Annotated in this window: 26 protein-coding genes and 1 pseudogene; 6 read left to right on the top strand and 21 right to left on the bottom strand. The window is 65.7% G+C overall.

Annotated features, from left to right (window positions below):
• Nucleotides 1-62: 62 nt before the first annotated feature.
• From ruvC to BMI01S_RS02500, 8 genes are all read right to left on the bottom strand, one after another.
• Complete coding sequence (gene ruvC / locus BMI01S_RS02535; RefSeq protein WP_028209436.1) at nucleotides 63-605, bottom strand: crossover junction endodeoxyribonuclease RuvC; 543 nt, start codon at nucleotides 603-605, stop codon at nucleotides 63-65.
• A 191-nt stretch (nucleotides 606-796) separates the two neighbouring features.
• Entirely contained in the window at nucleotides 797-2362 is a 1566-nt protein-coding gene (gene purH, locus BMI01S_RS02530; RefSeq protein ID WP_028230089.1) for a bifunctional phosphoribosylaminoimidazolecarboxamide formyltransferase/IMP cyclohydrolase, read from the bottom strand.
• A gap of 64 nt (nucleotides 2363-2426) precedes the next feature.
• A complete protein-coding gene (locus BMI01S_RS02525; RefSeq protein WP_028209438.1) occupies nucleotides 2427-2660 on the bottom strand; it encodes a Fis family transcriptional regulator in 234 nt (77 codons plus the stop codon).
• Nucleotides 2657-3724 (bottom strand): tRNA dihydrouridine synthase DusB, encoded by a 1068-nt coding sequence (gene dusB / locus BMI01S_RS02520; protein WP_028230090.1) that lies wholly within the window; start codon nucleotides 3722-3724, stop codon nucleotides 2657-2659. Before dusB ends, BMI01S_RS02525 begins: the two co-directional genes overlap by 4 nt.
• A 235-nt stretch (nucleotides 3725-3959) precedes the next feature.
• Nucleotides 3960-4358 carry a type II toxin-antitoxin system VapC family toxin gene (locus BMI01S_RS02515; RefSeq protein WP_028230091.1) on the bottom strand — a complete coding sequence of 133 codons (399 nt, stop codon included), beginning with the start codon at nucleotides 4356-4358 and terminating at the stop codon, nucleotides 3960-3962.
• Nucleotides 4355-4597, bottom strand: a complete 243-nt coding sequence (locus BMI01S_RS02510; protein ID WP_028209441.1) for an antitoxin — start codon at nucleotides 4595-4597, stop codon at nucleotides 4355-4357. The genes BMI01S_RS02515 and BMI01S_RS02510 overlap by 4 nt, the downstream gene beginning before the upstream one ends.
• Nucleotides 4598-4686: 89 nt before the next feature.
• A complete protein-coding gene (locus BMI01S_RS02505; protein ID WP_028230092.1) occupies nucleotides 4687-5976 on the bottom strand; it encodes a UbiH/UbiF/VisC/COQ6 family ubiquinone biosynthesis hydroxylase in 1290 nt (429 codons plus the stop codon).
• Nucleotides 5977-6021: 45 nt separating this feature from the next.
• Nucleotides 6022-7416 carry an aminopeptidase P N-terminal domain-containing protein gene (locus tag BMI01S_RS02500; protein ID WP_028230093.1) on the bottom strand — a complete coding sequence of 465 codons (1395 nt, stop codon included), beginning with the start codon at nucleotides 7414-7416 and terminating at the stop codon, nucleotides 6022-6024.
• Nucleotides 7417-7677: 261 nt separating this feature from the next.
• Between BMI01S_RS02500 and BMI01S_RS02495 the strand changes: the two genes are divergently transcribed.
• Nucleotides 7678-8289, top strand: coding sequence for a glutathione S-transferase C-terminal domain-containing protein (locus tag BMI01S_RS02495; RefSeq protein WP_028209444.1), 612 nt, complete (start codon nucleotides 7678-7680; stop codon nucleotides 8287-8289).
• A 122-nt stretch (nucleotides 8290-8411) separates the two neighbouring features.
• Here BMI01S_RS02495 and BMI01S_RS02490 read toward each other — a convergent pair whose 3' ends face one another.
• From BMI01S_RS02490 to BMI01S_RS02480, 3 genes are all read right to left on the bottom strand, one after another.
• On the bottom strand, nucleotides 8412-10019 hold the full coding sequence (locus BMI01S_RS02490) for an FMN-binding glutamate synthase family protein (protein ID WP_028230094.1): 1608 nt from the start codon (nucleotides 10017-10019) through the stop codon (nucleotides 8412-8414).
• A gap of 229 nt (nucleotides 10020-10248) precedes the next feature.
• A complete protein-coding gene (gene mnmA / locus BMI01S_RS02485; RefSeq protein ID WP_042288291.1) occupies nucleotides 10249-11454 on the bottom strand; it encodes a tRNA 2-thiouridine(34) synthase MnmA in 1206 nt (401 codons plus the stop codon).
• A gap of 26 nt (nucleotides 11455-11480) precedes the next feature.
• Nucleotides 11481-11972: an NUDIX hydrolase gene (locus tag BMI01S_RS02480; RefSeq protein WP_028230095.1), complete on the bottom strand. Its 492-nt coding sequence runs from the start codon at nucleotides 11970-11972 to the stop codon at nucleotides 11481-11483.
• Nucleotides 11973-12281: 309 nt separating this feature from the next.
• On the opposite strand from BMI01S_RS02480, the gene BMI01S_RS02475 reads away from it, so the two are divergent.
• Genes BMI01S_RS02475 through BMI01S_RS02465 form a run of 3 tightly spaced genes read left to right on the top strand, consistent with a single transcriptional unit; the run spans nucleotide 12282 to nucleotide 15232 of the window.
• Nucleotides 12282-13433 (top strand): Re/Si-specific NAD(P)(+) transhydrogenase subunit alpha, encoded by a 1152-nt coding sequence (locus BMI01S_RS02475; protein ID WP_028209447.1) that lies wholly within the window; start codon nucleotides 12282-12284, stop codon nucleotides 13431-13433.
• A gap of 17 nt (nucleotides 13434-13450) precedes the next feature.
• Nucleotides 13451-13777 (top strand): NAD(P) transhydrogenase subunit alpha part 2, encoded by a 327-nt coding sequence (locus tag BMI01S_RS02470; protein ID WP_028209448.1) that lies wholly within the window; start codon nucleotides 13451-13453, stop codon nucleotides 13775-13777.
• Nucleotides 13778-15232: an NAD(P)(+) transhydrogenase (Re/Si-specific) subunit beta gene (locus BMI01S_RS02465; RefSeq protein ID WP_028230096.1), complete on the top strand. Its 1455-nt coding sequence runs from the start codon at nucleotides 13778-13780 to the stop codon at nucleotides 15230-15232. It abuts the gene before it with no gap.
• A 79-nt stretch (nucleotides 15233-15311) separates the two neighbouring features.
• On the opposite strand, the pseudogene BMI01S_RS02460 reads toward BMI01S_RS02465, so the two are convergent.
• The 9 genes and pseudogenes from BMI01S_RS02460 to BMI01S_RS02420 form a co-directional block, all read right to left on the bottom strand.
• A pseudogene (locus BMI01S_RS02460) lies at nucleotides 15312-15997 on the bottom strand (helix-turn-helix transcriptional regulator).
• A gap of 152 nt (nucleotides 15998-16149) precedes the next feature.
• Nucleotides 16150-16542 carry a VOC family protein gene (locus BMI01S_RS02455; RefSeq protein WP_407668934.1) on the bottom strand — a complete coding sequence of 131 codons (393 nt, stop codon included), beginning with the start codon at nucleotides 16540-16542 and terminating at the stop codon, nucleotides 16150-16152.
• Nucleotides 16543-16773: 231 nt separating this feature from the next.
• Nucleotides 16774-18090 carry a THUMP domain-containing class I SAM-dependent RNA methyltransferase gene (locus BMI01S_RS02450; RefSeq protein WP_028230098.1) on the bottom strand — a complete coding sequence of 439 codons (1317 nt, stop codon included), beginning with the start codon at nucleotides 18088-18090 and terminating at the stop codon, nucleotides 16774-16776.
• Nucleotides 18091-18350: 260 nt separating this feature from the next.
• Entirely contained in the window at nucleotides 18351-19082 is a 732-nt protein-coding gene (locus BMI01S_RS02445; protein WP_042288190.1) for a PqiC family protein, read from the bottom strand.
• A 25-nt stretch (nucleotides 19083-19107) separates the two neighbouring features.
• Entirely contained in the window at nucleotides 19108-20310 is a 1203-nt protein-coding gene (locus BMI01S_RS02440) for a transposase (RefSeq protein ID WP_255217788.1), read from the bottom strand.
• Between the two features lie 185 nt (nucleotides 20311-20495).
• The gene (locus tag BMI01S_RS02435) at nucleotides 20496-21008 is read right to left on the bottom strand and encodes a hypothetical protein (RefSeq protein WP_028230099.1); all 513 of its coding nucleotides are present in this window, start codon (nucleotides 21006-21008) and stop codon (nucleotides 20496-20498) included.
• An 84-nt stretch (nucleotides 21009-21092) separates the two neighbouring features.
• Complete coding sequence (locus BMI01S_RS02430) at nucleotides 21093-22706, bottom strand: PqiB family protein (RefSeq protein WP_028209456.1); 1614 nt, start codon at nucleotides 22704-22706, stop codon at nucleotides 21093-21095.
• Entirely contained in the window at nucleotides 22699-23367 is a 669-nt protein-coding gene (locus BMI01S_RS02425; protein ID WP_042288186.1) for a paraquat-inducible protein A, read from the bottom strand. The genes BMI01S_RS02430 and BMI01S_RS02425 overlap by 8 nt, the downstream gene beginning before the upstream one ends.
• Nucleotides 23364-24191, bottom strand: coding sequence for a paraquat-inducible protein A (locus BMI01S_RS02420; RefSeq protein WP_081723313.1), 828 nt, complete (start codon nucleotides 24189-24191; stop codon nucleotides 23364-23366). The genes BMI01S_RS02425 and BMI01S_RS02420 overlap by 4 nt, the downstream gene beginning before the upstream one ends.
• A 365-nt stretch (nucleotides 24192-24556) precedes the next feature.
• Between BMI01S_RS02420 and BMI01S_RS02415 the strand changes: the two genes are divergently transcribed.
• Together BMI01S_RS02415 and BMI01S_RS02410 are read left to right on the top strand one after the other, a co-directional pair.
• Nucleotides 24557-25093 carry a YceI family protein gene (locus tag BMI01S_RS02415; protein WP_036044288.1) on the top strand — a complete coding sequence of 179 codons (537 nt, stop codon included), beginning with the start codon at nucleotides 24557-24559 and terminating at the stop codon, nucleotides 25091-25093.
• 60 nt (nucleotides 25094-25153) lie between these two features.
• Entirely contained in the window at nucleotides 25154-25705 is a 552-nt protein-coding gene (locus BMI01S_RS02410; protein ID WP_036044289.1) for a YceI family protein, read from the top strand.
• Nucleotides 25706-25773: 68 nt separating this feature from the next.
• Here the strand turns inward: BMI01S_RS02410 and secF are convergent, their stop codons facing one another.
• Nucleotides 25774-26724, bottom strand: coding sequence for a protein translocase subunit SecF (gene secF / locus BMI01S_RS02405; protein WP_028230102.1), 951 nt, complete (start codon nucleotides 26722-26724; stop codon nucleotides 25774-25776).
• Between the last annotated feature and the right edge of the window lie 4 nt (nucleotides 26725-26728).

Below are 26728 nucleotides of genomic sequence, written 5' to 3'. Positions count from 1 at the left end.
GTTCGGACGGGTTCAGACGGGTTCAGACGCGGATAGAGCGCTCGTTTGATCGAGCCGCGTATTCAGCCAATCAACCGCCCGCGCCGCACGCGCATGCCCTTCTTCGCGAGCGCCGGCGCCATGCCGCCTAGCGTCGCGAGCGCATCGCCACCGTGGGCATGGCAGATCGCCATGCCGAGCGCGTCGGCGGCGTCGGTGCCGGGCGTGCCCGTGAGAGCGAGCAGGCGCACGACCATCTGCTGCATCTGTTCCTTGGTCGCGCGGCCGTAGCCGACCACGGCCTGCTTGAGCTGCAGCGCGGTGTATTCGGCCACCGGCACGCCGCCCGAGACCAGCCCGCAGATTGCTGCGCCGCGCGCCTGGCCGAGCAGCAGCGTCGATTGCGGATTGACGTTGACGAAGACCTTTTCGATTGCGGCCTGGTCGGGCGCGTGCTGGCGGATCAGCGTGGAGACGCCCTCGAAGATCGTGCCGAGGCGCGTGGGAAGATCGGCATCGGCGGTACGGATGACGCCGCTTGCGACATACGTGAGCGTGTGGCCGTGACGCTCGATCACGCCGAAGCCCGTGACGCGCAAGCCGGGGTCGATGCCGAGAATTCTCATGGAGTGCGGGAAAAGCCGGGATGTGGCTGCGATGTTACAACGAACGGCACAGATGCCGCGAGCCTCGAAGTTGCAAGCGAACCCGGCGCGCGGCGCAAAGAAAAAGCCCGCGAGACGCAAGTCCAGCGGGCTTCGTACAAGCGGCGCGTCACGTGCAGGTCACGCGCCGCATGCGATCAAGGCAACGAAGATCAGTGACGGAAGTGGCGGATGCCCGTCATGACCATGGCGATGTTGTGCTCGTCGGCGGCGGCGATCACTTCGTCGTCGCGCATCGAGCCGCCCGGCTGGATCACGCAGGTCGCGCCCGCGTTCACCACCACGTCGAGGCCGTCGCGGAACGGGAAGAACGCGTCCGAGGCGACCGCCGTGCCCGCGAGCTTGAGGCCCGCGTTCTCGGCCTTGATGCTGGCGATGCGTGCGGAATCCACGCGGCTCATCTGGCCTGCGCCCACGCCCATCGTCATGCCGTTCGCGCAGAACACGATGGCGTTCGACTTCACGAACTTCGCGACGCGCCATGCGAACAGCAGATCGTCCATTTCCTTCGGCGTGGGGTGGCGCTTCGTCACCACGCGCAGTTCGTGCGGCTGCACGTTCTTTGCGTCGAGTGATTGCACCAGCAGACCGCCGCCCACGCGCTTCAGGTCGAACGCGTTATGGCCATCGCCCAGGGCGATTTCCAGCAGGCGCACGTTCTGCTTCGCTGCGAACACGGCCTTCGCGGCTTCCGAGAACGACGGCGCGATCAGCACTTCGACGAACTGCTTCGACACGGCCTGCGCCGCGGCTTCGTCCACTTCGCGGTTGAACGCGATGATGCCGCCGAACGCCGAGGTCGGATCGGTCTGGAACGCCTTCGAGTACGCTTCGAGCGGGTTCGCGCCGAGCGCCACGCCGCACGGATTCGCGTGCTTGATGATCACGCAGGCCGGGGCGTCGAACGTCTTCACGCATTCCCAAGCCGCATCCGAATCGGCGATGTTGTTGTACGAGAGCTCCTTGCCCTGCAGCTGCGTGTAGTTCGCGAGCGCGCCGGCGGGCGCCGTGAGATCGCGGTAGAACGCGGCGCTCTGGTGCGGGTTTTCGCCGTAGCGCAGGTCCTGGACCTTGTCGAACGCGAGGTTCAGCACGGCCGGGTAGGTGTTGCGCGATTTGTGCTCGAGCGCTTCGGTCAGGCTCGTGAGGTAGTTCGTGATCGCGCCGTCGTACTGCGCCGTGTGCGAGAACACCTTGGTCGCGAGGCGGAAGTTCGTGGCGTAGCTCACGCTGTTGCCGTTCGCGCGCATCTCTTCGAGCACCTTCGCGTAATCGGCCGGATCGACGACCACGGTCACGTCGCGATGGTTCTTAGCGGCCGAGCGCAGCATGGTCGGGCCGCCGATGTCGATGTTCTCGATCGCGTCTTCGAGCGTGCACTCGTCTTTCGACACCGTCTGAACGAACGGATAGAGGTTCACGACGAGGAGGTCGATCGTCGGGATGCCGTGCTTTTCGAGCGCGGCCATGTGCTCGGGCAGGTCGCGGCGCGCGAGAATGCCGCCGTGAACCTTCGGGTGCAGCGTTTTCACGCGCCCATCGAGCATTTCCGGGAAGCCGGTGTAGTCGGCCACTTCGGTGACGGGGAGGCCCGCGTCCGCGAGCAGTTTCGCGGTGCCGCCGGTCGACAGGATCTTGACGCCGAGATCGGACAGCGATTTCGCGAAGTCGACGATGCCAGACTTGTCGGAAACGGAGATGAGCGCTTGCTTGATCATGATGGGGGAGAGTTGCCGAGAGATCGAGGAGTCCGCGCCGAAGGTCCAGTAAAGCGCAGCGGCGTTACATCAGGCCGTGCTGCTGGAGCTTCTTGCGCAGCGTGTTGCGGTTGATGCCGAGATACTCGGCGGCCAGCGACTGATTGCCGCCTGCCTGCTCGAGCACCACCTCGAGCATCGGTTTTTCGACGCACGCCATCACCATGTCGTAGACGTCGTGCGGATTGCTGCCGTCGAGGTCCTGGAAGTAGATGCCCAGGCTCTCGCGGACGGATTGTTCGATGTTGTGCTTGCTCATGCTGCCAGTCGATCGGTTGATTCGTCGCCGCTGTCGCTGCCGTTGTTTTCGTCGTCGACGTAGACGAGGCGCTCGGAGCGCGCCTTTTGTTCGTCGAAGAACTGGTTGACGGCGACGAGCTGCTCGCGTGTGGTGTCCAGCGTGTTCATGCGATGCCGGAAGGTATTGGCGCCGCAAAGGCCGCGAGTGTACCAGCCGATATGCTTGCGCGCAGTACGCACGCCGGTAAATTCGCCGTAGAACGCGTAGTGGTCCTCCAGATGCTCGTTCATGATCGACTGGATTTCGTCCACGCGCGGCGGCGGCTGCAACTCGCCCGTCGCAAGGAAATGCTCGATCTCGCGAAAGAGCCACGGGCGCCCCTGCGCCGCCCGGCCGATCATGATGGCGTCCGCGCCCGTGAGCGCGAGCACCTCGCGCGCCTTGTGCGGCGACGTTATGTCGCCGTTCGCGACCACGGGAATGCGCGCGGCGGCCTTCACCGCGGCAATCGTTTCGTACTCCGCTTCACCGTGATAGAGGTCCGCGCGGGTGCGGCCATGCACGGTGAGCATGGCGATGCCGCAATCCTGCGCGATGCGCGCGATGGTGAGCGCGTTGCGGTTGTCGCGGTCCCAGCCCGTGCGGATCTTGAGCGTGACGGGCACGGCGTCCGGACCCACGCCCACGGCGTCGACCACGGCCTTGACGATGCGCGCGACGAGCGGCTCGTTCTGCAGGAGCGCCGAGCCGGCCGCGACGTTGCAGACCTTCTTGGCCGGGCAGCCCATGTTGATGTCGATGATCTGCGCGCCGTTGGCCACGTTGTAGCGCGCGGCTTCGGCCATCATGTCGGGGTCGGCGCCGGCGATCTGCACGGAGATCGGTTCGACTTCGCCCGCGTGATTGGCGCGGCGCATGGTCTTTTCGCTTTTCCAGAGCTGCGCGTTGGACGCGACCATCTCAGAGACCGCGTAGCCCGCTCCGAGGCGCTTGCACAACTGGCGAAACGGCCGGTCCGTGACGCCCGCCATGGGTGCGACGAACAGGTTATTACGCAGAGTGTGGCGGCCGATTGTGAGCATGACGCGCGAGCGGAGGCCGGAGGTCGCGGCCGGGAATGCGTTTCCGGCTGGCGCGGCTAGCGGCGTGAACTTTAAAAAGGGGAAACGCGTATTTTAGCGTAAGCGCGATGCGAGGTCGCGGTGCGTGGACCCTGGGACGGTTCAACACGCGGCCTGAAACCCACGCAACGGCGTTCAAGTGAAATCCGATTCGACCCTTCACAGGCGAATCGTCGATCGGATTCACGCGTCACATTCAGGCTTCAGCTTGCCAGTCCTCGACTTGCAAGTCGCCCACGCGTGCAAATTCGCGCACGTTGTGCGTGACTAGCACCAGCCCACGCGCGCGCGCCTGTCCGGCGATAAGTGCGTCGTAAGGACCAATCGGCGTGCCGGCGGCCACAAGTCGCGCGTGGAGTTCACCGGCGTGCTGCGCATCCTCTGCGTCGAACGGTACGACCTCGAATTGCAGGGCTTCGACGCGAGCGAGGTTGTCGGCTGCCCGCTGGCTCTTATGGGCACCGTAATACAACTCATGCATGACGATCGATGGGAGTCCGAAATCGCTCGGCAAGTGCGCACGCAAGCGCCCCAACACAACGGGTTCGCCTTTGAGGATTGCGATCACGGCATTCGTGTCCAGCAGATATTTCATTCGAACAAGTCCAGGTCAGGCCGCACTTGTTCTGCCGGTTGCGTGGTTGCGGCTGCTTCGAAGTCGGCATCGATCGGGCCGATCAGCGGGGAGAGCCATGCCCAGTCCTGCGGCACCGGTTCGAGGATGACGGCCGCACCGTGACGGCGTATGCGCACCTGCGTCGTCTCGAAGCGGAAATCCTTTGGGAGCCTGACAGCTTGTGAACCGCCGTGCTTGAAAATTTTCGCGATGTCCATTCGCGCCCTCGAATATATCTACAATTTGTATCTATTGTAGCGCGGTTGGCAAGGGCAAGGTGTCGAACGGATTTCGCTTGTCGATTGGATCAACTCCGCTGACCAAACATCATCTGCCGGGCGAGCGCCGCCTTCACCGGCGGCACGAATTCGAGCGCCGTGAGCGCGAGCCCCCGCAATGTGGCGAGCGGGCCGAAATCGATGGTGAACAGCCGTGCGAGCGTATCCGTCGCGCCGATCGTCAGGCGCCGGTCGAACGCGCGGCGGCTCGCGAACTCGCCGAGCGCGCGCGGGGTGGGGCCGTGCTGCGCGAGCGAATCGGCGAGGGCATGCGCGTCGCGCAGACCGAGATTGAGGCCCTGTCCCGCCACCGGGTGCAGCGTCTGGGCCGCGTTGCCGACCGCCGCGATGCGGCCGTTGCCGGAAACTAGCGCGTCGAGCGCGTTCAAGCCGAGCGGGAACGCCGCGCGGCCGTGGATCTGCGTGAAGCGGCCCATGCGCGCGCCGAACGCTACGCCAAGCTCCGCTAGAAAGTCGGCATCGCCTAGCTGCGCGCGGCGCTCGGCTTGCGCAGGCGAGCAGCACCACACCAGCGCGTAATCCGCGCCGCGCACGCCGCCCATCGGCAGGAGCGCGATCGGGCCTTCGCCCGTGAAGCGTTCCCACGCCACGTGCGGTTGCGGCGCTGAGAGCGTCACCACGCCGACCAGCGCGGTCTGGCCATAGTCGCGCGTGCGCCGCGCCTCGACCCGCGACTGCGCGCTTGTCACGTCGGCTTCGGCGGCTTCAGCGGAATCGTCGTGCGCGGCGCGTTGCGGCGGCGCGCGATAGAGCCCGCCTTCTGCGTTCACGAGGATGCGCGTGCGCATGTGGCGCGCTACACCCGCGCTAACGACGGGCAGCGTCACGCCATCGTGCTCCACCACGGGATCATGCGCATGCGTGTGATGCAGCCAGTGCACGCCCGTGCCGCGCACGGACTGTGCGAGCGCCTGCACGATCACGCCATAGCGCGCCACGTAGCCAAGCGAAGGCAGATCGTAGTCGTGGCGGTCGATCAGCGTGCGCCCGAAATGGCCGCGCTGCGAAACGTGGATGCGCTCGATGGGCGTGGCGTCGTGAGGCCACGCGAGCGTTTCGAGCAGTGTGCGGCTGCCCTGCGAGACGGCGATCGCGCGCGGGTCGCCAGCGCTGTCTCCGGGTTCGCGCGCGTCGATCAGCGCGATCGAGAGTCCGCGCGTGGCGCTGCGCCGCGCGAGCCAGCCCGCGAGCGCGAGACCCACCGGCCCTGCGCCGACGATCGTCACGTCGTGATCGAAATGTGCTTGCGCGGGCTCGCCGTTGGAGGCGTGGCTCGCGCTGCCGGAAACTGCGTTCATGTCGTTTGTTTCGCTTCGTATGGAGTCTTCGTGTCCGAGCCGGCTTCAGGCACCGCGCTGCGCGGCCTGCATCAGCGCCTCGATTTCGTCGGCGGCGACGGGCACGTCGCGCGTGATCAGTTCGCAGCCCGCTTCGGTGACGATGGCGTCGTCCTCGATGCGGATGCCGATGTCCCAGTAGTGCTCGGGCACGTCCTCGGCCGCGCGGATGTAGAGGCCCGGCTCGATCGTGAGCGTCATGCCGGGGCGCAACGTGCGCCAGGGCGGCGGGGCGTCCGCGCTTGCGCCGCTGTGTTCGCCGCGTTCACGATAATCGCCCGCATCGTGCACGTCCATGCCCAGCCAGTGCCCCGTGCGATGCATGTAGAAGCGCGCATAGGCGCGCTCGGCGATCACGTCGTCGACGCTCGCCAAGCGTTGCCGGTCGACGATGCCGGTATCGAGCAGCCCCTGCGCGAGCACGCGCACGGCGGCGTCGTGCGGCGCCTCGAAGTTCACGCCCGCGCGTGTCGCGTCGATGGCAGCCTGCTGCGCGGCGAGCACGATGTCGTACAGCTCGCGTTGCGCGCCGGTGAAGCGGCCGCTGGCCGGAAACGTGCGTGTGATGTCCGAGGCGTAGCCGTTCAGCTCGCACGCGGCGTCGATGAGCACGAGGTCGCCTTCGCGCGCCACCGTGTTGCCCGCGGGGTAATGCAGCACGCAGGCGTTCGCGCCCGCCGCGACGATCGAGCCGTAGGCCGGCGCCTGCGCGCCGTGCTTGCGAAACGTGTAGAGCAGCTCCGCCTCGATTTCATATTCGCGCATGCCGGGCCGGCAGGTCTGCATCGCGCGAACGTGCGCGAGCGCCGAGATCTTCGCGGCGCGCCGCATCGTGTCGAGTTCGTGCGCGTCCTTGATGACGCGCATGTCGTCGAGCAGCGGCAGCAGGTCGTACGCGGCGGCCGGCGCGGTGATGCCGCTGCGCCCCTGCGCGCGTACCGCGTCGAGCCAGCGCTTCACCTGCGCGTCGAAGCGCTCGGAGGCCGCGAGCGCGTAGTGCAGCGCCGGCCGGTTCGCGATGAGCTGGGCGATGCGCGCATCGAGTTCGTCGATGGCAAAGGCGGCGTCGAAGCCGAATGCTTCGCGCGCGGCGTCAGGACCGAAGCGGAAGCCCTCCCAGGTTTCGCGCTCGACGTTCTTCGCGCGGCAGAACAGGATCGCGGCGGGCTGGTTCTCGCCCGCGTTCGCGTCGAGCACGAGCAGCGCCTCGGGCTCCGTGAAGCCGGTGAGATAGTAGAAGTAGCTGTCGTGCCGATAGGGATAGTCGGCGTCGCGGTTGCGCAGCGCCTCGGGCGCGGTCGGCACGAGCGCGACACCGCCGCCCCGGGCGCGCAGCGCGGCAAGCACGCGTTCGCGGCGCGCGCGATAGAGCGCGGCGCCGCCGTCCGGGCCGCGCTGCATGTCGGCCTGGTCGGCGGCAGATTGGGCTTCGCGCGAGGCGGCGGGGGGGCTTTGCGTGAGGGTCGAGTCCATCGTGGGATTGTAGCGCTGGCTACAGACAGGCGCGCGGCGCCTCCGGCCGCCCGCAAGGGCCTTCCGGTGCAGGATGTTGTCTCCGGCTGACATTGTTTGTAGGAAAATTCCTGCACTGCAACAGACGACACGTCAGAAAAACGGGAATCCAACGTATACTTCGGCCGGATTCCAGAAAAGGCAGGTGCGATGAAACTTATCGGTTCGCTCGGCAGCCCGTATGTCCGCAAGGCGCGGATCACGCTCGCCGAAAAGAAAATCGACTACAAGCTGGTGCTCGAAAACGTGTGGGGCGCCGACACGACGATCCACGATTTCAATCCCCTCGGCAAGGTTCCGTGCCTCGTGATGGACGACGGCGAAGCCGTGTTCGACTCGCGCGTGATCTGCGAATACGTCGACATGCTCTCGCCCGTGGCCAAGCTGATTCCGCCGGCAGGACGCGAGCGCATCGAAGTGCGTTGCTGGGAGGCGCTCGCCGACGGCATGCTCGACGCTGCCGTGCTGATCCGGCTTGAGGCCACGCAGCGCACGCCGGAGCAGCGCAGCGAGGCGTGGGTGGAGCGCCAGGAGCGCAAGATCCGCGAAGGCCTCGACGCGATGGCCAAGGGTCTCGACGGCAACCCGTGGTGCGCGGGCAACCGCTACACGCTCGCGGATATCGCCGTGGGCTGCGCGCTCGGCTATCTCGACTTCCGCATGCCGGAGCTGAACTGGCGCGAGGCGCATCCGAACCTTGCGCGCCACTACGAAAAGCTGTCGCAGCGCCCGTCGTTCATCGACACGGTGCCGCAAGGCTGACAAAAAACGCCCGGCGGCAGAGTGTTGCCGTCGGGCGTTTGCCGCTGGACGCGCGCAAGGCGCGTCCCGAGCCGCTGCGCACCGCGCATCTCACTTCGCAGCGGCGGCGCGATCCTCCTTCCTCAGGCGATTTTCTCCTCCACCGGCGCGAACGAGTCGCTGCGAGCGAGAGGCCACCACTTTTCGTACAACTGATAGCGATAGCGGCCTTCGAGCAGATCGCCGGGCTTCAGGTACTTGAGCAGCTCCGACATCAGCTTCACCTCGTACGACGACACGCGCCGCACGATGTGATGCGCACGCAGATCCGACGGGCTCGCGAGACCGGCGGCCTGGATCAGCTCCTGGAGCGCGTGCAGCGTGTTGTGATGGAAATTGAAGACGCGCTCGCCCTTGTCGGGCACGTTCAGCGCGCGCTGGCGCACGGGGTCCTGCGTGGCGACGCCGGTGGGGCAGCGGTCCGAGTGGCACTTCTGCGCCTGGATGCAGCCCACGGCGAACATGAAGCCGCGCGCCGAGTTGACCCAGTCCGCGCCGATCGCGAGCGTGCGCGCAATGTCGAACGCGGTGATGATCTTGCCGCTCGCGCCGATCTTGATCTTGTCGCGCAGGCCGATGCCCACGAGCGTGTTGTGCACGAGCAGCAGCCCTTCCTGCAACGGCGTACCGATGTGATCGGTGAATTCGAGCGGCGCCGCGCCCGTGCCGCCTTCGGCGCCGTCCACGACGATGAAGTCGGGCAGGATGCCGGTCTCGAGCATCGCCTTGGCGATGCCGAAGAACTCCCAGGGGTGCCCGATGCAAAGCTTGAAGCCGGTGGGTTTGCCGCCCGAGAGCTTGCGCAGGCGCTCGACGAATTCGAGCAGGCCGCGCGGCGTCGAGAACTCCGAGTGGCGGGCGGGCGACACGCAGTCCTTGCCGATCGGAATGCCGCGCGTTTCGGCGATCTCGGGCGTGACCTTGGCGGCGAGCAGCATGCCGCCGTGGCCGGGCTTCGCGCCCTGCGAGAGCTTCACCTCGATCATCTTCACCTGCGGCTCGTTCGCGAGGCGCTGGAATTTTTCGGCGCTGAAGGTGCCGTCGTCGTTACGGCAGCCGAAGTAGCCCGACGCGATTTCCCAGATGACGTCGCCACCGTTTTCGCGGTGATACTTCGAGAGCGAGCCTTCGCCCGTGTCGTGCGCGAAGCGGCCTTTTTTCGCGCCCATGTTGAGCGCCCGGATGGCGTTTGCCGAGAGCGCGCCGAAGCTCATCGCCGAGATGTTGAAGATCGACATCGAATAGGGCTGCGCGCGCGTGGCGCCCACGAGCACGCGGAAGTCGCTGCCTTCGAGCTTCGTGGGGGCGAGCGAGTGGCTGATCCATTCGTGGCCCACGGCTTTCACGTCGAGCTCGGTGCCGTAGGGGCGGCTGTCGACGACGTTCTTCGCGCGCTGGTAGACGAGACTGCGCTGAACGAGCGAGAACGGCTTCTCGTCGGTGTCGTCCTCGACGAAGTACTGGCGGATCTCGGGCCGCACGAACTCGAACAGAAAGCGCATATGCCCCCAGATCGGGTAGTTGCGCAAAATCGCGTGGCGGTCCTGGGTGATGTCGTAGAGGCCGAGCGCGACGAGCAGCACGGGCACGATCACGCAGTACCACGACAGATGATGGAGGGCGGCCGCGGCGACACAGGCCACGAGCAGCAGCACCGCGCCCCACATGGCGAGATAACGTCGGGAAAACATTGGGGGGAACTCCTCGAACTTGATTGGGTGCGCGCGCCGCGTCGTCTTTTGGAGGGCAGCGGCGTGCGTCAGCCGCGCCGTTGGCGGGCGCGGCTTGCCGGAATGATGCCGCAAGTCCGTGAATCCGGCCGGGAAGCCAGCACGGCTCGATCGGCCTTTGGGCCGGGCTCGATGAAGGCGGAAAGGTCGGGTCAAAAAACACGCGGCGCCTGGAGCGCCGCGTGTTTTTTTACGTTTGGCCTGCCGTTGCCGGTGTTGCCGCCGCTGGCTTCTTGCGCGGCACGCGCTTCTTTTTCTTCGGCGCTTCGGGTGGCAGCACGGCGGGCACATGCTGCGCGAGCGTCGTCACCGCTTCGATGATGCCGCCGCCCAGGCATACGTCGCCGTCATAGAGCACCGCCGACTGGCCGGGCGTGACGGCCCATTGCGCGTCGGGAAAGCGCAGCGAGAACTGGCCCGCGCCGGATTCGCTCGCCGACGCGAACGTGCACGGCGCATCGGCCTGGCGATAGCGCGTTTTCGCGCCGCACGCGTGGTGCTCCGCCGGCGGTTCCCCGGCCACCCAGCTCACGTTGCCCGCGCGCAGTTCGTGCGCGAGCAGCCACGGATGATCGTGGCCCTGCACCACGTAGAGCGTATTCGACGCGATATCCTTGCCCGCCACGAACCACGGGTCGCCGCTGCCGTCCTTGCTGCCGCCAAGCCCGATGCCCTTGCGCTGTCCGAACGTGTAGAACGCGAGGCCGATGTGCTCGCCCACGACCTTGCCCTCGGGCGTCATCATCGGGCCGGGTTTCGTCGGCAGATAGCGGTTGAGGAAGTCGCGGAACGGCCGCTCGCCGATGAAGCAGATTCCTGTGGAATCCTTCTTTTTCGCGTTCGGCAAACCGATTTTTTCGGCGAGCTCGCGCACCTTCGTCTTGGGAATCTCGCCGAGCGGGAACATCGTCTTCGAAAGCTGCGCCTGGTTCAGGCGATGCAGGAAGTACGACTGATCTTTCGTATGGTCGAGCGCCTTGAGCAATTCGAAGCGACCATCGCGTTCGCGCACGCGCGCATAGTGGCCCGTGGCGATCGTCCCGGCGCCGAGCGACATGGCGTGGTCGAGGAAGGCCTTGAACTTGATCTCGGCGTTGCAGAGCACATCCGGATTCGGCGTGCGGCCCGCCGAGTACTCGCGCAGGAACTCCGCGAACACGCGGTCCTTGTATTCGGCGGCGAAGTTCACCGCCTCGACGTCGATGCCGATCAGGTCCGCGACCGAGACCACGTCGATCCAGTCCTGGCGCGTCGAGCAGTACTCGCCGTCGTCGTCGTCTTCCCAGTTCTTCATGAAGAGACCGACGACGTCGAACCCCTGCTTCTTGAGCAGCCATGCGGTGACCGACGAATCGACGCCGCCCGACATGCCCACCACGACCCTGCCCTTGCTCATCATGTGCTCATCTCTTTGCTGCTTGTTCAGCTTCTGGTTCCCAGCCTGGGCGCGGTTGCGTGGGTGTGGATGAAGTCCAGCGGCACGCGCTTGCCCGCGAGGTAATCGTCGACACAGCGCATGACGAGCGGTGTGCGATGACGTTCGCTCGCCGCGCGCAGTTCGTCCACGCTCATCCATACCGTGCGGACGATGTCCGGATCGAGCGCACGGCTCTGCGGCACGGCTGCAACGCTGCCGCAGTATGTGAAGCGCACATAGGTCGCGCCGCTCTCGCCTGGCTGGCCGAAATGTGTCATGTACACGCCGACTAGCGCCTCGGGTGTGAACGCGTGGGCGGTTTCCTCGAGCGTTTCGCGCACCACGGCCTCGTGCAGCGTCTCGCCCGCTTCCAGATGGCCAGCCGGCTGGTTCAGGCGCAGTCCGGCGCTCGTGTGCTCCTCGACGAGGAGAAAACGCCCGTCGCGCTCGACGATCGCGGCCACGGTGACGTGGGGTGCCCAGGTTTCCTCATTCATGGGCCGGTATTTTACCGGGACACCGTGAACGCTGCCCGGGGCCGGATCGGACATGCGCGGGCACCGATCGAAGCGCCAGCCAGGGGTTTTCCCGACCGTCCGGTCGGACCTCGGAACGTGTCGTGTGCATCGCACAAAAACGTGCAAATCCCGCTATAAAACGGCCGCTGCTTTCGGTTAAAGTGGTGCCGTCGTTTTGCCGTCGCAATGGATGCCGGCGCTTCAACGCCGTTTGTCGGCCTCCCTTCGCTCGATTCGAGCCAGAACAGCTACAACAGCTAGAACAAGAAGGTCGAGGAGGAAACAACGATGCATATCGGAGTGCCCGCAGAGACGCGGGCGAACGAAACCCGCGTGGCCGCGACGCCGGAGACAGTCAAGAAGTACGTCGCCCAGGGCCATACGGTCACGATCCAGGCCGGCGCGGGCGTCGGCGCGAGCTTTCCCGACGAGGCCTATACGGCCGTCGGCGCGCAGATCGCCGACGCGGCCGCCGCGTTCGGCGCCGATCTCGTGCTGAAAGTCCAGTCGCCCACCGTGAGCGAGCTGCCGTTCATGAAACGCGGCGCGGTGCTGGTGGGCATGCTCGATCCCTTTAATGCGGAAAACGCCGCGAAACTCGCCGAGGCAGGCGTGACCGCCTTCGCGCTCGAAGCCGCGCCGCGCACCACGCGCGCGCAAAGCCTCGACGTGCTGTCGTCGCAGGCCAACATCGCCGGCTACAAGGCGGTGCTCGTGGCCGCGCACCTCTATCCGCGCTTCATGCCGATGCTCATGACCGCCGCCGGTACCGTGAAGGCCGCGCGCGTGCTGATTCTCGGCGCGGGCGTGGCGGGGCTGCAGGCGATTGCCACGGCGCGGCGCCTGGGCGCGGTGATCGAAGCCTCCGACGTGCGCCCGGCGGTCAAGGAGCAGATCGAGTCGCTCGGCGGCAAATTCCTCGAGGTGCCCTACGAAACCGATGAGGAGCGCGAAGCCGCCGTGGGCGTGGGTGGCTACGCGCGCCCCATGCCGCCTTCCTGGCTCGCGCGCCAGTCGGCGCTGGTCCACGAGCGCGCCAGGCAGGCCGACATCGTCATCTCGACCGCACTAATTCCGGGCCGCGACGCGCCCACGCTGCTGCCTTCGGAAACCGTGCAGGCCATGAAGCCGGGTTCCGTCGTGATCGACCTCGCGGCCGGACGAGGCCCCGTCGCCGACCAGGCCACCGGCCGGCGCGGCGGCAACTGCCCGCTCACCGAGGCCGACAAGGTCGTGACGCACCACGGCGTGCAGATCTGCGGCTATACGAACCTCGCCTCGATGGTCGCCGCCGACGCCTCGGCACTCTACGCGCGCAATCTGCTCGACTTCCTCAAGCTCATCGTCACGAAGGAAGGCACGCTCAACATCGATCTCGCGGACGACATCGTCGCGGCCACGCTGCTGGCGCGCGACGGCGCCGTCACGCGCAAGGCATGACGAGGAGGAGACCAATAATGGAAGTCATCAACCATACCGTCATCAACCTGATCATCTTCGTGCTGGCCGTGTACGTGGGCTATCACGTGGTCTGGAACGTCACGCCCGCGCTGCATACGCCGCTCATGGCCGTGACTAACGCGATCTCGGCCATCGTGATCGTCGGTGCAATGCTCGCCACGGGCCTGACCGTGGGCGGCGCGGGCAAGTTCTTCGGCACGTTCGCCGTGCTGCTCGCCGCCGTGAACGTATTCGGCGGGTTCCTCGTCACGCGGCGAATGCTGGAAATGTTCCGCAAGAAGGAGCCGAAAAAACTCTCCGGTCCGGCCAAGGAGGGTGCGTAAATGAGCATGAACGTCGTTACGCTGCTTTACCTGGTGGCGTCGGTCTGCTTCATCCAGGCGCTCAAGGGACTGTCGAATCCGAAGAGCGCGCGCGCCGGCAACGTGTTCGGCATGGTCGGCATGGCCATCGCGATTCTCACCACGCTTGCCCTGATCGTGAAGGAGTCCGCGCAGTTCGGCTCGAACCTCGGGCTCGGCCTCGTGCTGCTGTTCGCGGCGCTCGTGGTGGGCGGGGGCCTCGGCGCCTATGTCGCCGCGCGCGTCGAGATGACGAAGATGCCCGAACTCGTCGCGGCCATGCACTCGCTGATCGGTCTCGCGGCGGTCTGCATCGCGTATGCGGTGGTCTCGGAGCCCGCTGCGTTCGGGCTCGTTGCCGAGGATGCGCCGTATCCGGGCTTCCTGCCGTACGGCAACCGCATCGAACTGTTCATCGGCACGTTCGTGGGCGCGATCACGTTCTCAGGCTCCGTCATCGCGTTCGGCAAGCTCTCGGGCAAGTACAAGTTCCGCCTGTTCCAGGGCGCGCCCGTGGTCTACCCCGGCCAGCACCTGATCAACCTGATGCTCGCGCTCGGCATGATCGGCTTCGGCATCCTGTTCTTCATCACGCAGTCGTGGCTGCCGTTCATCATCATGACGGCGATCGCGTTCGCGCTGGGCGTGCTCATCATCATCCCGATCGGCGGCGCGGACATGCCCGTGGTCGTCTCGATGCTGAACTCGTACTCGGGCTGGGCGGCGGCGGGTATCGGCTTCTCGCTGAACAACGCGATGCTGATCATCGCGGGCTCGCTCGTGGGCTCTTCGGGCGCGATCCTGTCGTACATCATGTGCCACGCGATGAACCGCTCGTTCTTCAACGTGCTGCTCGGCGGCTTCGGCGGCGAAGCGGGCGGGGCGGCGGTGGCCGGGGCGCAGGAGCAGCGTCCGGTGAAGTCGGGTTCGGCCGATGATGCCGCGTTCATGCTCGGCAATGCGGAAAGTGTCGTGATCGTGCCGGGCTATGGTCTTGCGGTGGCGCGCGCGCAGCATGCCTTGAAGGAGCTGACCGACAAGCTCGTCGAAAACGGCGTGGACGTGCGCTACGCGATTCACCCGGTGGCAGGCCGCATGCCGGGCCACATGAACGTGCTGCTCGCGGAAGCCGAAGTGCCCTACGACATGGTGTTCGAGATGGAGGACATCAACAACGAGTTCGGCCAGACAGACGTGGTGCTGGTGCTCGGCGCGAACGACGTGGTGAATCCGGCGGCGAAGAACGACCCGAAGTCGCCCATTGCGGGCATGCCGATCATCGAGGCGTACAAGGCGCGCACGATCATCGTGAACAAGCGATCGATGGCGGCGGGCTACGCGGGCCTCGACAACGAACTGTTCTACATGGACAAGACGATGATGGTGTTCGGCGACGCGAAGAAGGTGATCGAGGAGATGGTGAAGGCGGTGGAATAAGCCCGAGGCACTCCGAAGATCGGCAAAAGGCGCGCAGCGATGCGCGCCTTTTTTTATCGGCGAGCCCACCTCGAAGCGCTCATAGCGACGGCGCATTCACGCGCCTCAGATAGTCGGCGAGACGCCGGCCGCTCACGTCGGGAAACGGTTCGAGCACCTGTACTTCCTCCATGCGCGCGATGTTGAAATTGCGGAAGTCCTCGCGCATTTCGCACCACGCGCCGACGGTCCATTGCGCGCCCCAATAGACGAGCCCGAGCGGCCAGATGCGCCGCTCCGTATGCGCGCCGATGCGGTCGCAGTAGGCAAAGCGCACGACGAGCCGCGTATCGACGGCACGATGCAGCGCGTCGAGCTTGTCCAGAACGCGTGATCCATGTGGTACGCAGGCGCGAAAACCGCCAGGCGTTCCAGCACCGCGCGCTTTTCGGCCGGCATCGCCGCGGCGATCTTCGCGAGCGCGCCACGTGCGCCGCTCGCGAGCGCCGCGCCGCCCCATGATTCGGCCATGCGCGCGCCGACGGCGAGTGCGGTGAGTTCGTCGGCGGTGAAGGTGAGCGGCGGCAGGCTCGCCGTGCGCGCGAGCCGGTAGCCGATGCCCGCTTCGCCCTCGATCGGCACGCCCGAGAGCTGAAGGTCGCGCACGTCGCGATAGACGGTGCGCGGCGAGACTTCCAGCCATTCGGCCAGTTGCTGCGCGGTGGTGAGACGCCGGCCGCGCAGCAGTTCGGCGATGCGAAAGAGGCGGTCGGCGCGGCGGGTCATGGCGGGTCGGTCGCGAAGGCGGGCGCGGTGATCGGGACAAGGACGGATGATAGCGCCGGGCGCGCGCTCGATGCGCCGGCTCGCAACCCGCGCGCTATCTAGCGAAGTTCAGGCCAGCGTCGAGCCAGATTCGAGCCGATGTCGAGCCGGTATCAACCCAGCTTCGGCGCGTGCAAACCGACGCGGTTGCCCTCGGTATCGATGAAGAAGCCGATATAGCCGTAGTTGTTCGGCAGCTCGACGGCCGGCCCTTGCTGCTTGCCGCCGGCTTTCTCCACGCGGTCGAGCACCGCCGTGACCGAGGGCTGTGCGTTCAGGTACACGAGCACGCCCTTCGGGTCGGGCTTGGCGTCATGCGGATTGAACACGATGCAGCCGCCGGTTTCGGCTTCGGTGTGCGCGAAGAGCGCCATCGGCACGCCGCCGACCACTTCGCGCTGCAGCGCGGTGTCGAAGGCGGTTTCGTAGAAACGTGCGGCACGTTCCAGGTCATGCGCGGGAATTTCGAACCACGAGATCACACGGGACAGATCGGTAGACACAATGCGCTCCTCGAAGGCAACGGCGGACAGAGTGGATGGCGGCAGCCGGGCGGCTGTGGCCTCGCCGGATGGCGTAGAAGCAGTCTGCCGGGGGGCTGCTGACAGCGTGCTGTCAGTAGGTTTGGCGCGCCATACGCTTGTCGTCGACCTTTCCGGTCTTCATGCGCAAACGGCTAGTTCACGCGCGGCGCGGCGGCGGGCTCAGATGTCACCCGCCGTGCGCGTTCGCCGAGGTCATTGGGCGTCGTCGTTGCCTGCGGCGGGATTCGCGCCGCCGCTGGCCGGGCGTTGGCGCACGCTGCCTGCAATCAGGTCGAAGCGGAACAGGCGGCATTCGAGCGCGCCGTTGTAGAGCGGCGTTTTGGCGGCTTCGCGCAGGCGCAGCTGGCCCGGCAGCTTGCGGTCCGAAGTGAGGACGAAGGCGCGCCAGCCCGTGAAGCGCTGCTTGAGCGCGTCGCCGAGCGCCTGGAAGAACTCGGCGTCGGGCGCCTCGTCTCTCGCGCGGTGAAAGCCTTCGTCGTCGTCGCCACGCAGTTCGCGCGCCGTGGGCCGCGCCTCGCCGCGCGCATTGCGCCCGCGCACCTCGATACGCTCGCCATACGGCGGATTCGCCACGAGGATGCCCGGCGCGTCGGTGGGCGGCGTCATGTTGCGCGCGTCGAGCTGCTTGAGCGGCACGTTGCCGAAGCCCGCGCGCTTGAAGTTCGCGCGCGCCTTTTCCAGCATGACGTCGGAGATGTCGCTGCCGAAAATCAGCAGGTCGTGCTGCTTGCTCTGGGCCGCGTTGCGCGCCGTGTTGGCTTCGCTCTTCAGGTGCCGCCATGCCGCCATGTCAGCCTGCTTGAGCGACTCGAAGCCGAAGCGGCGATCGAGGCCCGGCGCGATATCGAGCGCAACCTGCGCGGCTTCGGCGAGGAAGGTGCCGCTGCCGCACATCGGGTCGTAGAGCGGCGTACCGGCCGTCCAGCCCGTGAGGCGCAGGATGCCCGCGGCGAGGTTTTCGCGCAGCGGGGCGGCGCCCTTGTCCAGACGCCAGCCGCGTTTGAAGAGCGGTTCGCCCGAGGTGTCGAGATAGAGCGTGCACTCGTTCGCCGTGAGGAAGGCGAAGACGCGCACGTCCGGATACGCGGTGTCGATGCTAGGACGAGCGCCCGCCTTGTCGCGCATGCGGTCGCAGATCGCGTCCTTCACGCGCAGCGTGGCGAATTCGAGGCTGCGCAGCGGCGACTTGATCGCGGTGATGTCCACGCGCAGCGTCTCGTTCGGCGTGAACCACTGGTCCCAGCGCTGCTCGCGCGCGAGCGCGTAGATGTCCTGCTCGCTGCGGTATGGCCGCTGGGCGATCTTCAGGAGCACGCGGCTCGCAATGCGCGAATGGAGGTTCGCGGCGATGCCGCCGGCCCAGTTGCCGCGGAAATGCACGCCGCCGGGCACCTCGGCGCCGACCTGGAGTGCGCCGGGCGGCAGACGCCGTTGCGCGGTTTCGGCCAGTTCGGCGGCGAGCGCGGCTTCGAGGCCGCGCGGGCAGGGGGCAAAGAAATCGAAAGACATGAAGGAGGATGGGACGCTGCGGGGAAGGCGCTATTGTACGCGGGTTGCGGGGGCGGCCTGACGTGGATGCCCGAGCGCGTGACGAAGCATGTCAGCGTGCGCGAGTCGGAGGCACTGAACCCGATTGCCGCCGCATCTGCCGAACACTAGCCTGCTGGGGCCCTTATGGGTTCCGGAGTGCGTGCGGTTAGTGCGGTCTGCGGTGAGGGCAGGTCGCCGGCGCGGCGCACGGGCGCCGCGCCACCGAGAACCGGTTCCTCTCAGCCGCCTGCGGGCTGCGGCGTTCCGCCGGCAGCGGCGGGCGCCGTCTGCGGACAGGCGATGCTCGCCGGCGGCTTCGCCCGCGTGCCGGACTTCATACCGTTTGCCGCCACGCTCGCCCGCGGCGCGGCCGCGAGCGCGCGTACGCCGCTCGCGATCGACTGCGAGAGCGCGTCGATCGCGCGGCGGTGGCCGACCACGAGCGCGTCGTAGCCGTCGCCCACGGGCTCGTTCAGCACGCTGCGGCAGGTCATGACGGTTTGCGTGTCGAGCGAGCGCACGCTCCACACGGCGTCGATCAGCGCATGCGAGCCGGGCCACGACTCGAAGCGCTGCACGTTCACGCTCACGCGGTACACCGGCACGCCCGAGGGGCGCGGCGAGCCGTACACGTCGATGGTGCCTAGCTGCTGCGTGAGGTCGCCCGAGAGCGCGCGGCGGATTTCGTCGCCGGGCATCGACGCCCAGCGCTCCTGCTCGAGCACCCGCACCTGGGTGGCGTCGCTTTGCACCACGAGCTGCGCCTTTGCAACCTGCGGCGGCACGTCGACTGGCGCCAGCTCGATCAGCCACTGGGCGTTACCCGCGCTGGGCGCGGCGGCCGTGCGGGCAGCGTCGTCGGTCGGGCTCAGTGTGTAGAATCGGCTGGCCGGCGAGCTGCAGCCCGCGAGCGCGGCCGCGATCAACACCGCGCCGAGTGTGGCAAGGTTGGGGGCACGTCGGAGCATCATGGCTTGTCTGTTCCAAAATAATTGCTCAATGTTGAGCACTGGATTTATCTGCACTTCGTTGACGCGGCTTTCGCCGCCCAACTGAAGCCTCTTGACGCTCAGTTGCGCCGGAGGAGCGTGCGATCAGGATCTGCTTCACCTGTGTGTGAGGCATGAACCGGTCGATTTCCCGATCACGAATCCTGTTACGCACATTCCGCGCAGCGTTGAAGTCCGCCTGGAGAACGTCCCCGTTTGCACGGTAAAACTTGTCGCCCGCGCGCCTGCCTTCCAGCAAGCCCGTGAACGAGTCCATTTGCGACGTGTAGGCGGCGTTGACGACGACGTGCGTCGCTCCACGCTGCGTGCATACTTCTTCGAGCGCCTGAGCCAGTACACCTTTGGCCCATGCACTCATTCGGCGGTTGTATTTCCGCCATTGGAGATTGCCCCTGATGGGCGCGGTCAAATCCTCTGAACCGATCACTGCCGCAGCATCCACGATCGAGTGGGCAGCCTGATAGGCGATGGTGCGCAGCCTTTTTTGCGTGCGATCACGTCGCCTGTCGAGCTTCACGCGTCCGAGATTGTTCACCTTGATGCGCTCAGCCTTGGCTATGCGGCCAGCCGCCCGATGCTTTTTCTCGAGCGCATGCAGCTTGTTGCGCGCCTTCCCGGTTTTCGAAACCTGATCGCTGTGCGCCGTCAGGACTGCCCCGAAATTGTCGCCGTGGTGCCTGCCGTCGGAGTCCGTGAACGCTTCGCTGTAGCCTTTGTCGACGCCGATTTCGGCAGTCCCGCACGGGCGACCTGCGGTCTTTTCGGTCGCGTAATGGATCTCGACCGATTCGCCTTTCAGGATTACGCGCAGATTGCAGCCCGTGAGGTCGACGTTTTTCCCGCTGCTCGTCGTCGTGAGCACGAGCGGCTCGCCGTACTGCTTCGCAATGCGGATCGTCACCGTGAGTCGACCGCCCACGATCCTGCTCTCGTGCTTGTCAGACCGAACGATGAACTGATTGTCGCAACTTGACACGCCATGCCTGAAGTGCTTGCGCATCATTCGGTGCAGATAACCGTCCTCGCGCCACTTGTCGGACTTCAGGAGCGTGTAGAGCCGCTTGCGCTCATTCTGATCGGAGGTCCGCTTCGCGATCGCCTGACGCACCTTGGCGCATGCGGCAGCCTTGTACGTCAGAATGTCGTTGACGGCATCCTTCGTAGTTTCTGCGCGGATCGTGCCGTCCACCGAAAGCCCGGAATACCAACCGCCGGCAGTCACTTCCTTGCGAATGTCAGCCGCACTCTTGCCAACGGTCCCGAGCGCGCCGTAGCGGCGCCAGAGATCGGCACGCACGAACGCCATCGCCTTGCAGGACGCGCGAATGGCGCGCAGCGAGGATGGGATTGCGTGCAGGGTGCGGGTGACGGTGATCATGCTTTTGCGGCGGCAGAATACCTTTCAAGGCATGCCTGAATCGGCATGTTTTGGACGGGCTGCAGGAATTCGTATTCCAGCAGTTCATCTGCGAGAAATTCGTAGATTTCGTCGTCCATACGATCTTGCTCATCCTGATCGCGGGCATCCGGGAAGTTATCCACGATGTACCTATAGAGAAGATCGCCGGCATGCTGCTCGAATTCAGCCGAATATGTTTCGGCGGCGAACCCATGCCCCGAACAGTACGTGGCGACTGTGTTCCCTGTGGCTTCGGCCTCAAGAAACTGTTCAACGGTCTCGTATTGCGTCAGGTCAAAGGGGTCGGCAGTTCGAACTGCGCGCGAGGACACATCCCACGGAGATTCGTCCCACTCAATGCGTGAATGCTTTTCTTCGAGCATGATGCGTGCAACCCGCATGCCAATGGCGCTCGTGATGGGATTGCCCGTATCGGTCGCGAGGCGATGAAGTTGTTCTGCGATGCTGTTCGCGATTAGATTTTTCATTCGAGGATATCCTTCGATTCCTTGATGCCTGGAAAATCTTCCTTGATCTGCTTCTTGTACTTGCGCATGCCGTAAAGTCAGCTATCAGTTATTTGCTCCAGATTTGCCGCGCAGCAGCGATTCGGGATGGCGTTCGAGGTAATCGGAGAGCGCGTTGAGCGATTGCAGCGTGCGCGTGAGTTCCTGCATCGCCTGATGCACGTCCGACTGCAGCGGCGAGTCCTGCTGCAGCGTGGACTGCGCGGCGTTGAAGGTCTTCTGCGCCTCATCCAGCGTGCCTTGCAGCTGCGGCAGGATCTGGTCGTTCACCTTGCCGAACAGCTGGTTGGCGTTCTTGAGCGAGTCGTTCAGGTTGTTGCCGATCTTGTCGAACGGAATCTGGTCGAGCTTCTTCGCGATGTCCGCCACCTGCAGTTGCAGCTCTTCGAGCGAGTTCGGCACCGTGGGCAGCTCGAGCGGGTCGTGATTGAAATCGACGGTCGCCGGCGCGGCCTTCGGGAAGATGTCGAGGGCGATGTAGAGCTGCCCCGTGATCAGATTGCCGGTGCGCAACTGGCCGCGCAGGCCGCGCTGGACGAGCCGCTTGAGCAGTTCCTGGCTTTGCGGTGTATACGGCGCAGGCGCTTCTCCGCGGATGCGGCGCGACAGTCGCAGCGGATAGAGATCCATCGTCACGGGCATCGTGAAATTGTGCTGTTTCGGGTCGTACTCGATGCCGATGTCGGTCACCTGGCCGAGCACGATGCCCCGGAAATCGAGCGGCGCGCCCACCGAAAGGCCGCGCAACGACTGGTTGAAGTACATCACCACGCGCTGCGGCGCGCCGTCCGGCTCGCGCATTGCCTCGGCCTCGTCGGAGGCGAGCGCGAAGGTGGCGGTGTCGGGCGCCTGCGGGCCCATGGACTGGCCGGGCGGAGCCTGGAACGCAATGCCGCCCACCACGATGGTGGCGAGCGACTGCGTGTTGACCTTGATGCCGTTCGAATCGAGCTGCACGTTCACGCCGCTCGCGTGCCACCAGCGCGTGTTGGTGCCCACGTACTGGTCGAACGGCGCGGTCACGAACACCTGCACCGTCACGCCCGTGCCGTCCTTGTCGAGCGAATAGCCGGTCACCTGGCCCACCTGGATGCGCCGGAAGAAGATCGGCGTGCCGATGTCGAGCGAACCGAGCGTGCCGCTATGCAGCGTGTAGCGATGGCCTTTCTCGTCGATGGTCACCGCAGGTGGCGCCTCGAGCCCGACGAAGTCGCTCTGCGAGTCCTCCGAGCGACCGGCGTCCGCGCCGATGTACGAGCCGGAGAGCAGCGTGGTGAGACCCGAGACGCCGCTCGCGCCCACGCGCGGGCGCACGATCCAGAAGCGGCTGTCCTTCACGGCGAATCGTTCGGCGTCCTTCGTGAGTTCGACCGTGACGATCACATGGGAGAGGTTCGGCGAGAGCCTGATCGCGCGCACCGAGCCGATGTCGACGTCCTTGTACTTGACCTTGGTCTTGCCGGGCTCGAGCCCTTCGGCGCTCACGAAGCTGATCGTGATGGTCGGCCCGCGCGTGGCCACCGACTTCACGACAAGGGCCACGCCGATCAGCGCGGCGACGATCGGCACGATCCATACGAGCGACGGCAGCCAGCGCCTCGGCTTGATGATCTCCGGTTCGGGCAGATTCGGCGGGGTCGGTCCTTGCGGACTATTCATGTGGGTGATCCTGAGAATGTTGCGCAGGTTGGTGCTTGTCTTCGTCCACCGGATCCCAGATCAAGCGCGGATCGAACTGTATCGAGGCGATCATCGTGAGGATCACGACCGAGCCGAACGCGATCGCGCCGGGCCCGGCCGTGATCACCGCGAGCGACTGGAAGCGCACCAAAGCCACGGTTAGCGTGACGACGAACACGTCGAGCATCGACCAGCGTCCGATGAATTCGACGAGCCGGTACAGTTTCGTGCGCTCGACGGGCCGCCATGTCGACTTGCGCTGCGACGTGAACGCAAGCAGGGCGAGCACGGAAAGCTTGAGCATCGGCACCAGAATGCTGGCGATGAAGACGATCACGGCGAGCGGCCAGTCGCCGGAGGTCCAGAAGTAGACCACGCCGCTCATGATGGTGTCGTCCTCTTCGCCGACGAGCGAGGCCGTATGCATGACAGGCAGCAAATTGGCGGGGATGTAGAGCAGCGCGGCGGCAATGAGCAGCGCCCACGTGCGCATGATGCTGTCAGGGTTGCGCTCGTGCGTGGGCGAGCCGCAGCGCTCGCAGCGCACGTGCGCACCCGAGCGCGGACGCACGTGCGCCTGCACATGCCCGCAGGCGTGGCAGGAAATGTAGCCGGCGTCGGTGGCGGTTTGATATTTCATCGGGGGGCCTTGGGAAGTGGGCCGCCGCGCGGCGGCGCCGGATCCTGCTCGCCGGCGCCGGGGCCGCGGATCTCAGGCTCGGCCGGCGGGCGTGTCGACGCCGGGAAGGGCGATGACGGCCAGCGCGGCTCGTGCGGGCCCCCTGGGCTCCCAGGGCCGCCCGAGCCGCCTGCCTGGCCCCCCGGACCGGCGCCGCCTTCGCGTGCCTCGCGCGCGGCGTCGCGCAGCGCATCGGCGATGTCCCAGAGCGTGCGCGCATCGAAGGTGACGACCACGGTGAACATCAGCGTGAGCGCGCCAAAGGCAAAGAGGGCGGTTTCGGGAATCACGCGCGCGAGACTCACCATTTTCACGATCGTGATGAGCACGCCCAGCATGAACACTTCGAGCATGCCCCAGGGCCGCACGAACAGGATGGCGCGCAGCACGAGGTTGAAGCCCGGTGGAATGAAGCCGCGCCGCACCGGCAGCAGCACGTAGAGGAGCGCCACCATCTCCGTTAGCGGAAAAAGGGTGGTTGCGCAGAAAACCATCACCGCAACGATTTCCATGTCCTCATGCCACAGCACGATGAGGGCGCCGAACAGGCTCGACTCCGTGGTGATGCCGTTGGCATCGAGCTCGATGATGGGAAACGACTGCGCGATGAGAAAGGTGACGAGCGCCGCGACCGTCACGGCGCAGATGCGGTCGAGCTGGGTCGCGGCGCTGCTGTAGAGCGTCGCGCCGCAGCGCGAGCAGCGTGCCGACTGGCGGCCGAGCAGCCGCGGTTTGCGGTAGAGCGCGTCGCAATCGTGACACGCGATCAATTTGTCCTGGGCCATGCGGGCAGGTGACGCGAAACGACGGGGAGCAAAGGGCCTGTGGCGGTGGCGCGCCTGTCTACGTTGACCAGCAGCGGGTACCGACAGCGCGTCGCGCCATGTTACCAAACACGCCCGGTGGCGTGCCGCAACGACGTGCGCTCACCGGCCGGGCAGTTCGCCGGGCGAGTCTAGCCTTATCTCCAAATGTTTGTTGTCACTGGAATTGGATTATCTTTCCGGCATGGGAACCGGATGGCTGCGGAACGTGGCCGCAGCAGGATCCGCGAAGCGGGAAACTACGAAACCCAGGCGAGACGATCATGGAAGCATTGTCAGGGTGGATTCGCTCTTATCGTTTGCGCGCAGCCATCGGGGGCGTCGCGATGTGGGCGGCCGGCGCCGCGGCGCTGTGCGCTGGCGGGGCCGCGCACGCGCAGCTCGACGCAGCGAAGAGCACGATTGTCGCCATTTCGCGCCAGATGAACGTGCCGGTGCAGGGCAGCTTCACGAAGTTCAGTGCGCAGATCGACTTCGATCCGGCGAAACCGGCGAGCGGCAACGCCCGGATCACGGTGGAGACGGCGAGCTACGATCTGGGCGACCGGACCTACAACGATTCGGTGCGCGGGCCCGAATGGTTCGACGCAAAGGCGTTCCCGCAGGCAACGTTCGTCTCGACTGCGATCACGCCGACCGCGACGAACCAGTACAGCGTGAGCGGCAACCTCACGATCAAGGGGCATACGCAGGCCGTGAGCGTGCCCGTGGTCCTCACGCGGCAGGGTGGGACGCAGACCTTCGACGGCACGCTGCCCATCCACCGCCTTGCCTTCGACATCGGCACGGGCGAATGGAAGGACACCTCGATCGTCTCCGACGAAGTGCTCATCAAGTTTCATCTCGTCGTCGCTCACAAGTAGCGCGCCGGCCTTGAGGAGCGGCTTTTGAACAACTCGACGTGGCTGAGCAAGGCTGTGGGGATGACCGTGGTGGCGATCGCCGCCCAGCTCGGGCACGCCGCCGACACCTACCAGCTCGATCCGAACCACACCTTTCCGAGCTTCGAGGCCGACCATATGGGCGGCCTGTCCACGTGGCGCGGCAAGTTCACCAAAACCACGGGCACCGTCACGATCGACCGCGCGGCAAGAACGGGCAGTGCGGACGTGACGATCGATCCGGCCTCCGTGCAGACCGGCAACGCGCGGCTCGACCAGCATCTCATCGGCGACGAGTTCTTCGATGTCGCGAAATATCCCACCGCCACGTACAAGGGCACGCGCATGGTGTTCGACGGCGACACGCCGAGGCGAATCATCGGCAAGTTCACGCTGCACGGCGTGACACGGCCGCTCACGCTCGAAATCGAATCGTTCAAGTGCATGCAGCACCCCGTGCTCAAGCGCGAGGTGTGCGGCGTGGAAGCCGAGGGCGCTTTCAACCGCGACGACTTCGGCATCGACATGGGCAAGAAGTACGGCTTCAAGATGAAGACCACCCTGCATATCCAGGCAGAAGGCATCAAACAGTAGCGAGCGCTGCGGCTGTGCACGAAAAAAAAGCCGGTTCGCGAGAACCGGCTTTTGCGCTGGTGCGCGGCTCAAACCTGCGCGCCCGCGTTCGGATCGTTCGGATCCAACTTTTCCTTCTTGTCCTTCACGAGGTCTTCGCGCTTCACACCGAGCCACATGGCGAGCGCCGCCGCAACGAACACCGACGAGTAGATGCCGAAGAGAATACCCACCGTCAGCGCCAGTGCGAAGTAGTGCAGCGTCGGGCCGCCGAAGAAGAACATCGAGAGCACCATCATCTGCGTACAGCCGTGCGTGATGATGGTTCGCGACATCGTGGTCGTAATGGCGTGGTTGATCACTTCGGTCACGCTCATCTTGCGCTCGCGCCGGAAGGTCTCGCGAATCCGGTCGAAGATAACCACGGACTCGTTCACCGAGTAGCCCAGCACCGCGAGCACCGCCGCGAGCACCGAGAGCGAGAACTCCCACTGGAAGAACGCAAAAAAGCCCAGGATGATCACGACGTCGTGCAGGTTCGCGATCACGCCGGCCACGGCGTACTTCCATTCGAAGCGGAACGACAGGTAGATGACGATGCCCGCCACCACACAGGCGAGCGCGAGCAGGCCGTCGGTGGCGAGCTCCTTGCCGACCTGCGGGCCGACGAACTCCACGCGCTGCAATTGAACTTGCGGATTGGCGGCCTTGAGCGTGGACATCACCTGGTCGCTCTGCTGCGCCGAGCTCAGGCCCTCCTTGAGCGGCAGGCGGATCAGCACGTCGCGCGAGGTGCCGAAGTTCTGCACCTGGGCGTCGCCGTAGCCGATCTTCGCGAGCGAGTCGCGCAACGGCTCGAGCGGCACCGCCTGCGGGTACTGCACTTCGATGACCGTGCCGCCCGTGAATTCGATCGACAGGTGCAGGCCGCGATGAAACAGAAAGAACACCGCCGCGATGAAGGTGATCAGCGAGATCGCGTTGAAGATCAACGCGTGCTTCATGAACGGGATGTCTTTGCGGATGCGGAAAAATTCCATGTTT

It is taken from the genome of Paraburkholderia mimosarum LMG 23256 = NBRC 106338, assembly GCF_000739815.1.
GTDB lineage: Bacteria > Pseudomonadota > Gammaproteobacteria > Burkholderiales > Burkholderiaceae > Paraburkholderia > Paraburkholderia mimosarum.
Note: the sequence above shows the minus strand (reverse complement) of the source record. Positions and strands in the feature narration are given on the sequence as shown.

What these genes read in the sequence shown, in the direction of transcription:
- ruvC (WP_028209436.1), bottom strand. Translation starts at nt 605, where the DNA reads ATGAGAATTCTCGGCATCGACCCCGGCTTGCGCGTCACGGGCTTCGGC.
- purH (WP_028230089.1), bottom strand. Translation starts at nt 2,362, where the DNA reads ATGATCAAGCAAGCGCTCATCTCCGTTTCCGACAAGTCTGGCATCGTC.
- BMI01S_RS02525 (WP_028209438.1), bottom strand. Translation starts at nt 2,660, where the DNA reads ATGAGCAAGCACAACATCGAACAATCCGTCCGCGAGAGCCTGGGCATC.
- dusB (WP_028230090.1), bottom strand. Translation starts at nt 3,724, where the DNA reads ATGCTCACAATCGGCCGCCACACTCTGCGTAATAACCTGTTCGTCGCA.
- BMI01S_RS02515 (WP_028230091.1), bottom strand. Translation starts at nt 4,358, where the DNA reads ATGAAATATCTGCTGGACACGAATGCCGTGATCGCAATCCTCAAAGGC.
- BMI01S_RS02510 (WP_028209441.1), bottom strand. Translation starts at nt 4,597, where the DNA reads ATGGACATCGCGAAAATTTTCAAGCACGGCGGTTCACAAGCTGTCAGG.
- BMI01S_RS02505 (WP_028230092.1), bottom strand. Translation starts at nt 5,976, where the DNA reads ATGAACGCAGTTTCCGGCAGCGCGAGCCACGCCTCCAACGGCGAGCCC.
- BMI01S_RS02500 (WP_028230093.1), bottom strand. Translation starts at nt 7,416, where the DNA reads ATGCAGCGCGGCCCGGACGGCGGCGCCGCGCTCTATCGCGCGCGCCGC.
- BMI01S_RS02495 (WP_028209444.1), top strand. Translation starts at nt 7,678, where the DNA reads ATGAAACTTATCGGTTCGCTCGGCAGCCCGTATGTCCGCAAGGCGCGG.
- BMI01S_RS02490 (WP_028230094.1), bottom strand. Translation starts at nt 10,019, where the DNA reads ATGTTTTCCCGACGTTATCTCGCCATGTGGGGCGCGGTGCTGCTGCTC.
- mnmA (WP_042288291.1), bottom strand. Translation starts at nt 11,454, where the DNA reads ATGAGCAAGGGCAGGGTCGTGGTGGGCATGTCGGGCGGCGTCGATTCG.
- BMI01S_RS02480 (WP_028230095.1), bottom strand. Translation starts at nt 11,972, where the DNA reads ATGAATGAGGAAACCTGGGCACCCCACGTCACCGTGGCCGCGATCGTC.
- BMI01S_RS02475 (WP_028209447.1), top strand. Translation starts at nt 12,282, where the DNA reads ATGCATATCGGAGTGCCCGCAGAGACGCGGGCGAACGAAACCCGCGTG.
- BMI01S_RS02470 (WP_028209448.1), top strand. Translation starts at nt 13,451, where the DNA reads ATGGAAGTCATCAACCATACCGTCATCAACCTGATCATCTTCGTGCTG.
- BMI01S_RS02465 (WP_028230096.1), top strand. Translation starts at nt 13,778, where the DNA reads ATGAGCATGAACGTCGTTACGCTGCTTTACCTGGTGGCGTCGGTCTGC.
- BMI01S_RS02450 (WP_028230098.1), bottom strand. Translation starts at nt 18,090, where the DNA reads ATGTCTTTCGATTTCTTTGCCCCCTGCCCGCGCGGCCTCGAAGCCGCG.
- BMI01S_RS02445 (WP_042288190.1), bottom strand. Translation starts at nt 19,082, where the DNA reads ATGATGCTCCGACGTGCCCCCAACCTTGCCACACTCGGCGCGGTGTTG.
- BMI01S_RS02435 (WP_028230099.1), bottom strand. Translation starts at nt 21,008, where the DNA reads ATGAAAAATCTAATCGCGAACAGCATCGCAGAACAACTTCATCGCCTC.
- BMI01S_RS02430 (WP_028209456.1), bottom strand. Translation starts at nt 22,706, where the DNA reads ATGAATAGTCCGCAAGGACCGACCCCGCCGAATCTGCCCGAACCGGAG.
- BMI01S_RS02425 (WP_042288186.1), bottom strand. Translation starts at nt 23,367, where the DNA reads ATGAAATATCAAACCGCCACCGACGCCGGCTACATTTCCTGCCACGCC.
- BMI01S_RS02420 (WP_081723313.1), bottom strand. Translation starts at nt 24,191, where the DNA reads ATGGCCCAGGACAAATTGATCGCGTGTCACGATTGCGACGCGCTCTAC.
- BMI01S_RS02415 (WP_036044288.1), top strand. Translation starts at nt 24,557, where the DNA reads ATGTGGGCGGCCGGCGCCGCGGCGCTGTGCGCTGGCGGGGCCGCGCAC.
- BMI01S_RS02410 (WP_036044289.1), top strand. Translation starts at nt 25,154, where the DNA reads ATGACCGTGGTGGCGATCGCCGCCCAGCTCGGGCACGCCGCCGACACC.
- secF (WP_028230102.1), bottom strand. Translation starts at nt 26,724, where the DNA reads ATGGAATTTTTCCGCATCCGCAAAGACATCCCGTTCATGAAGCACGCG.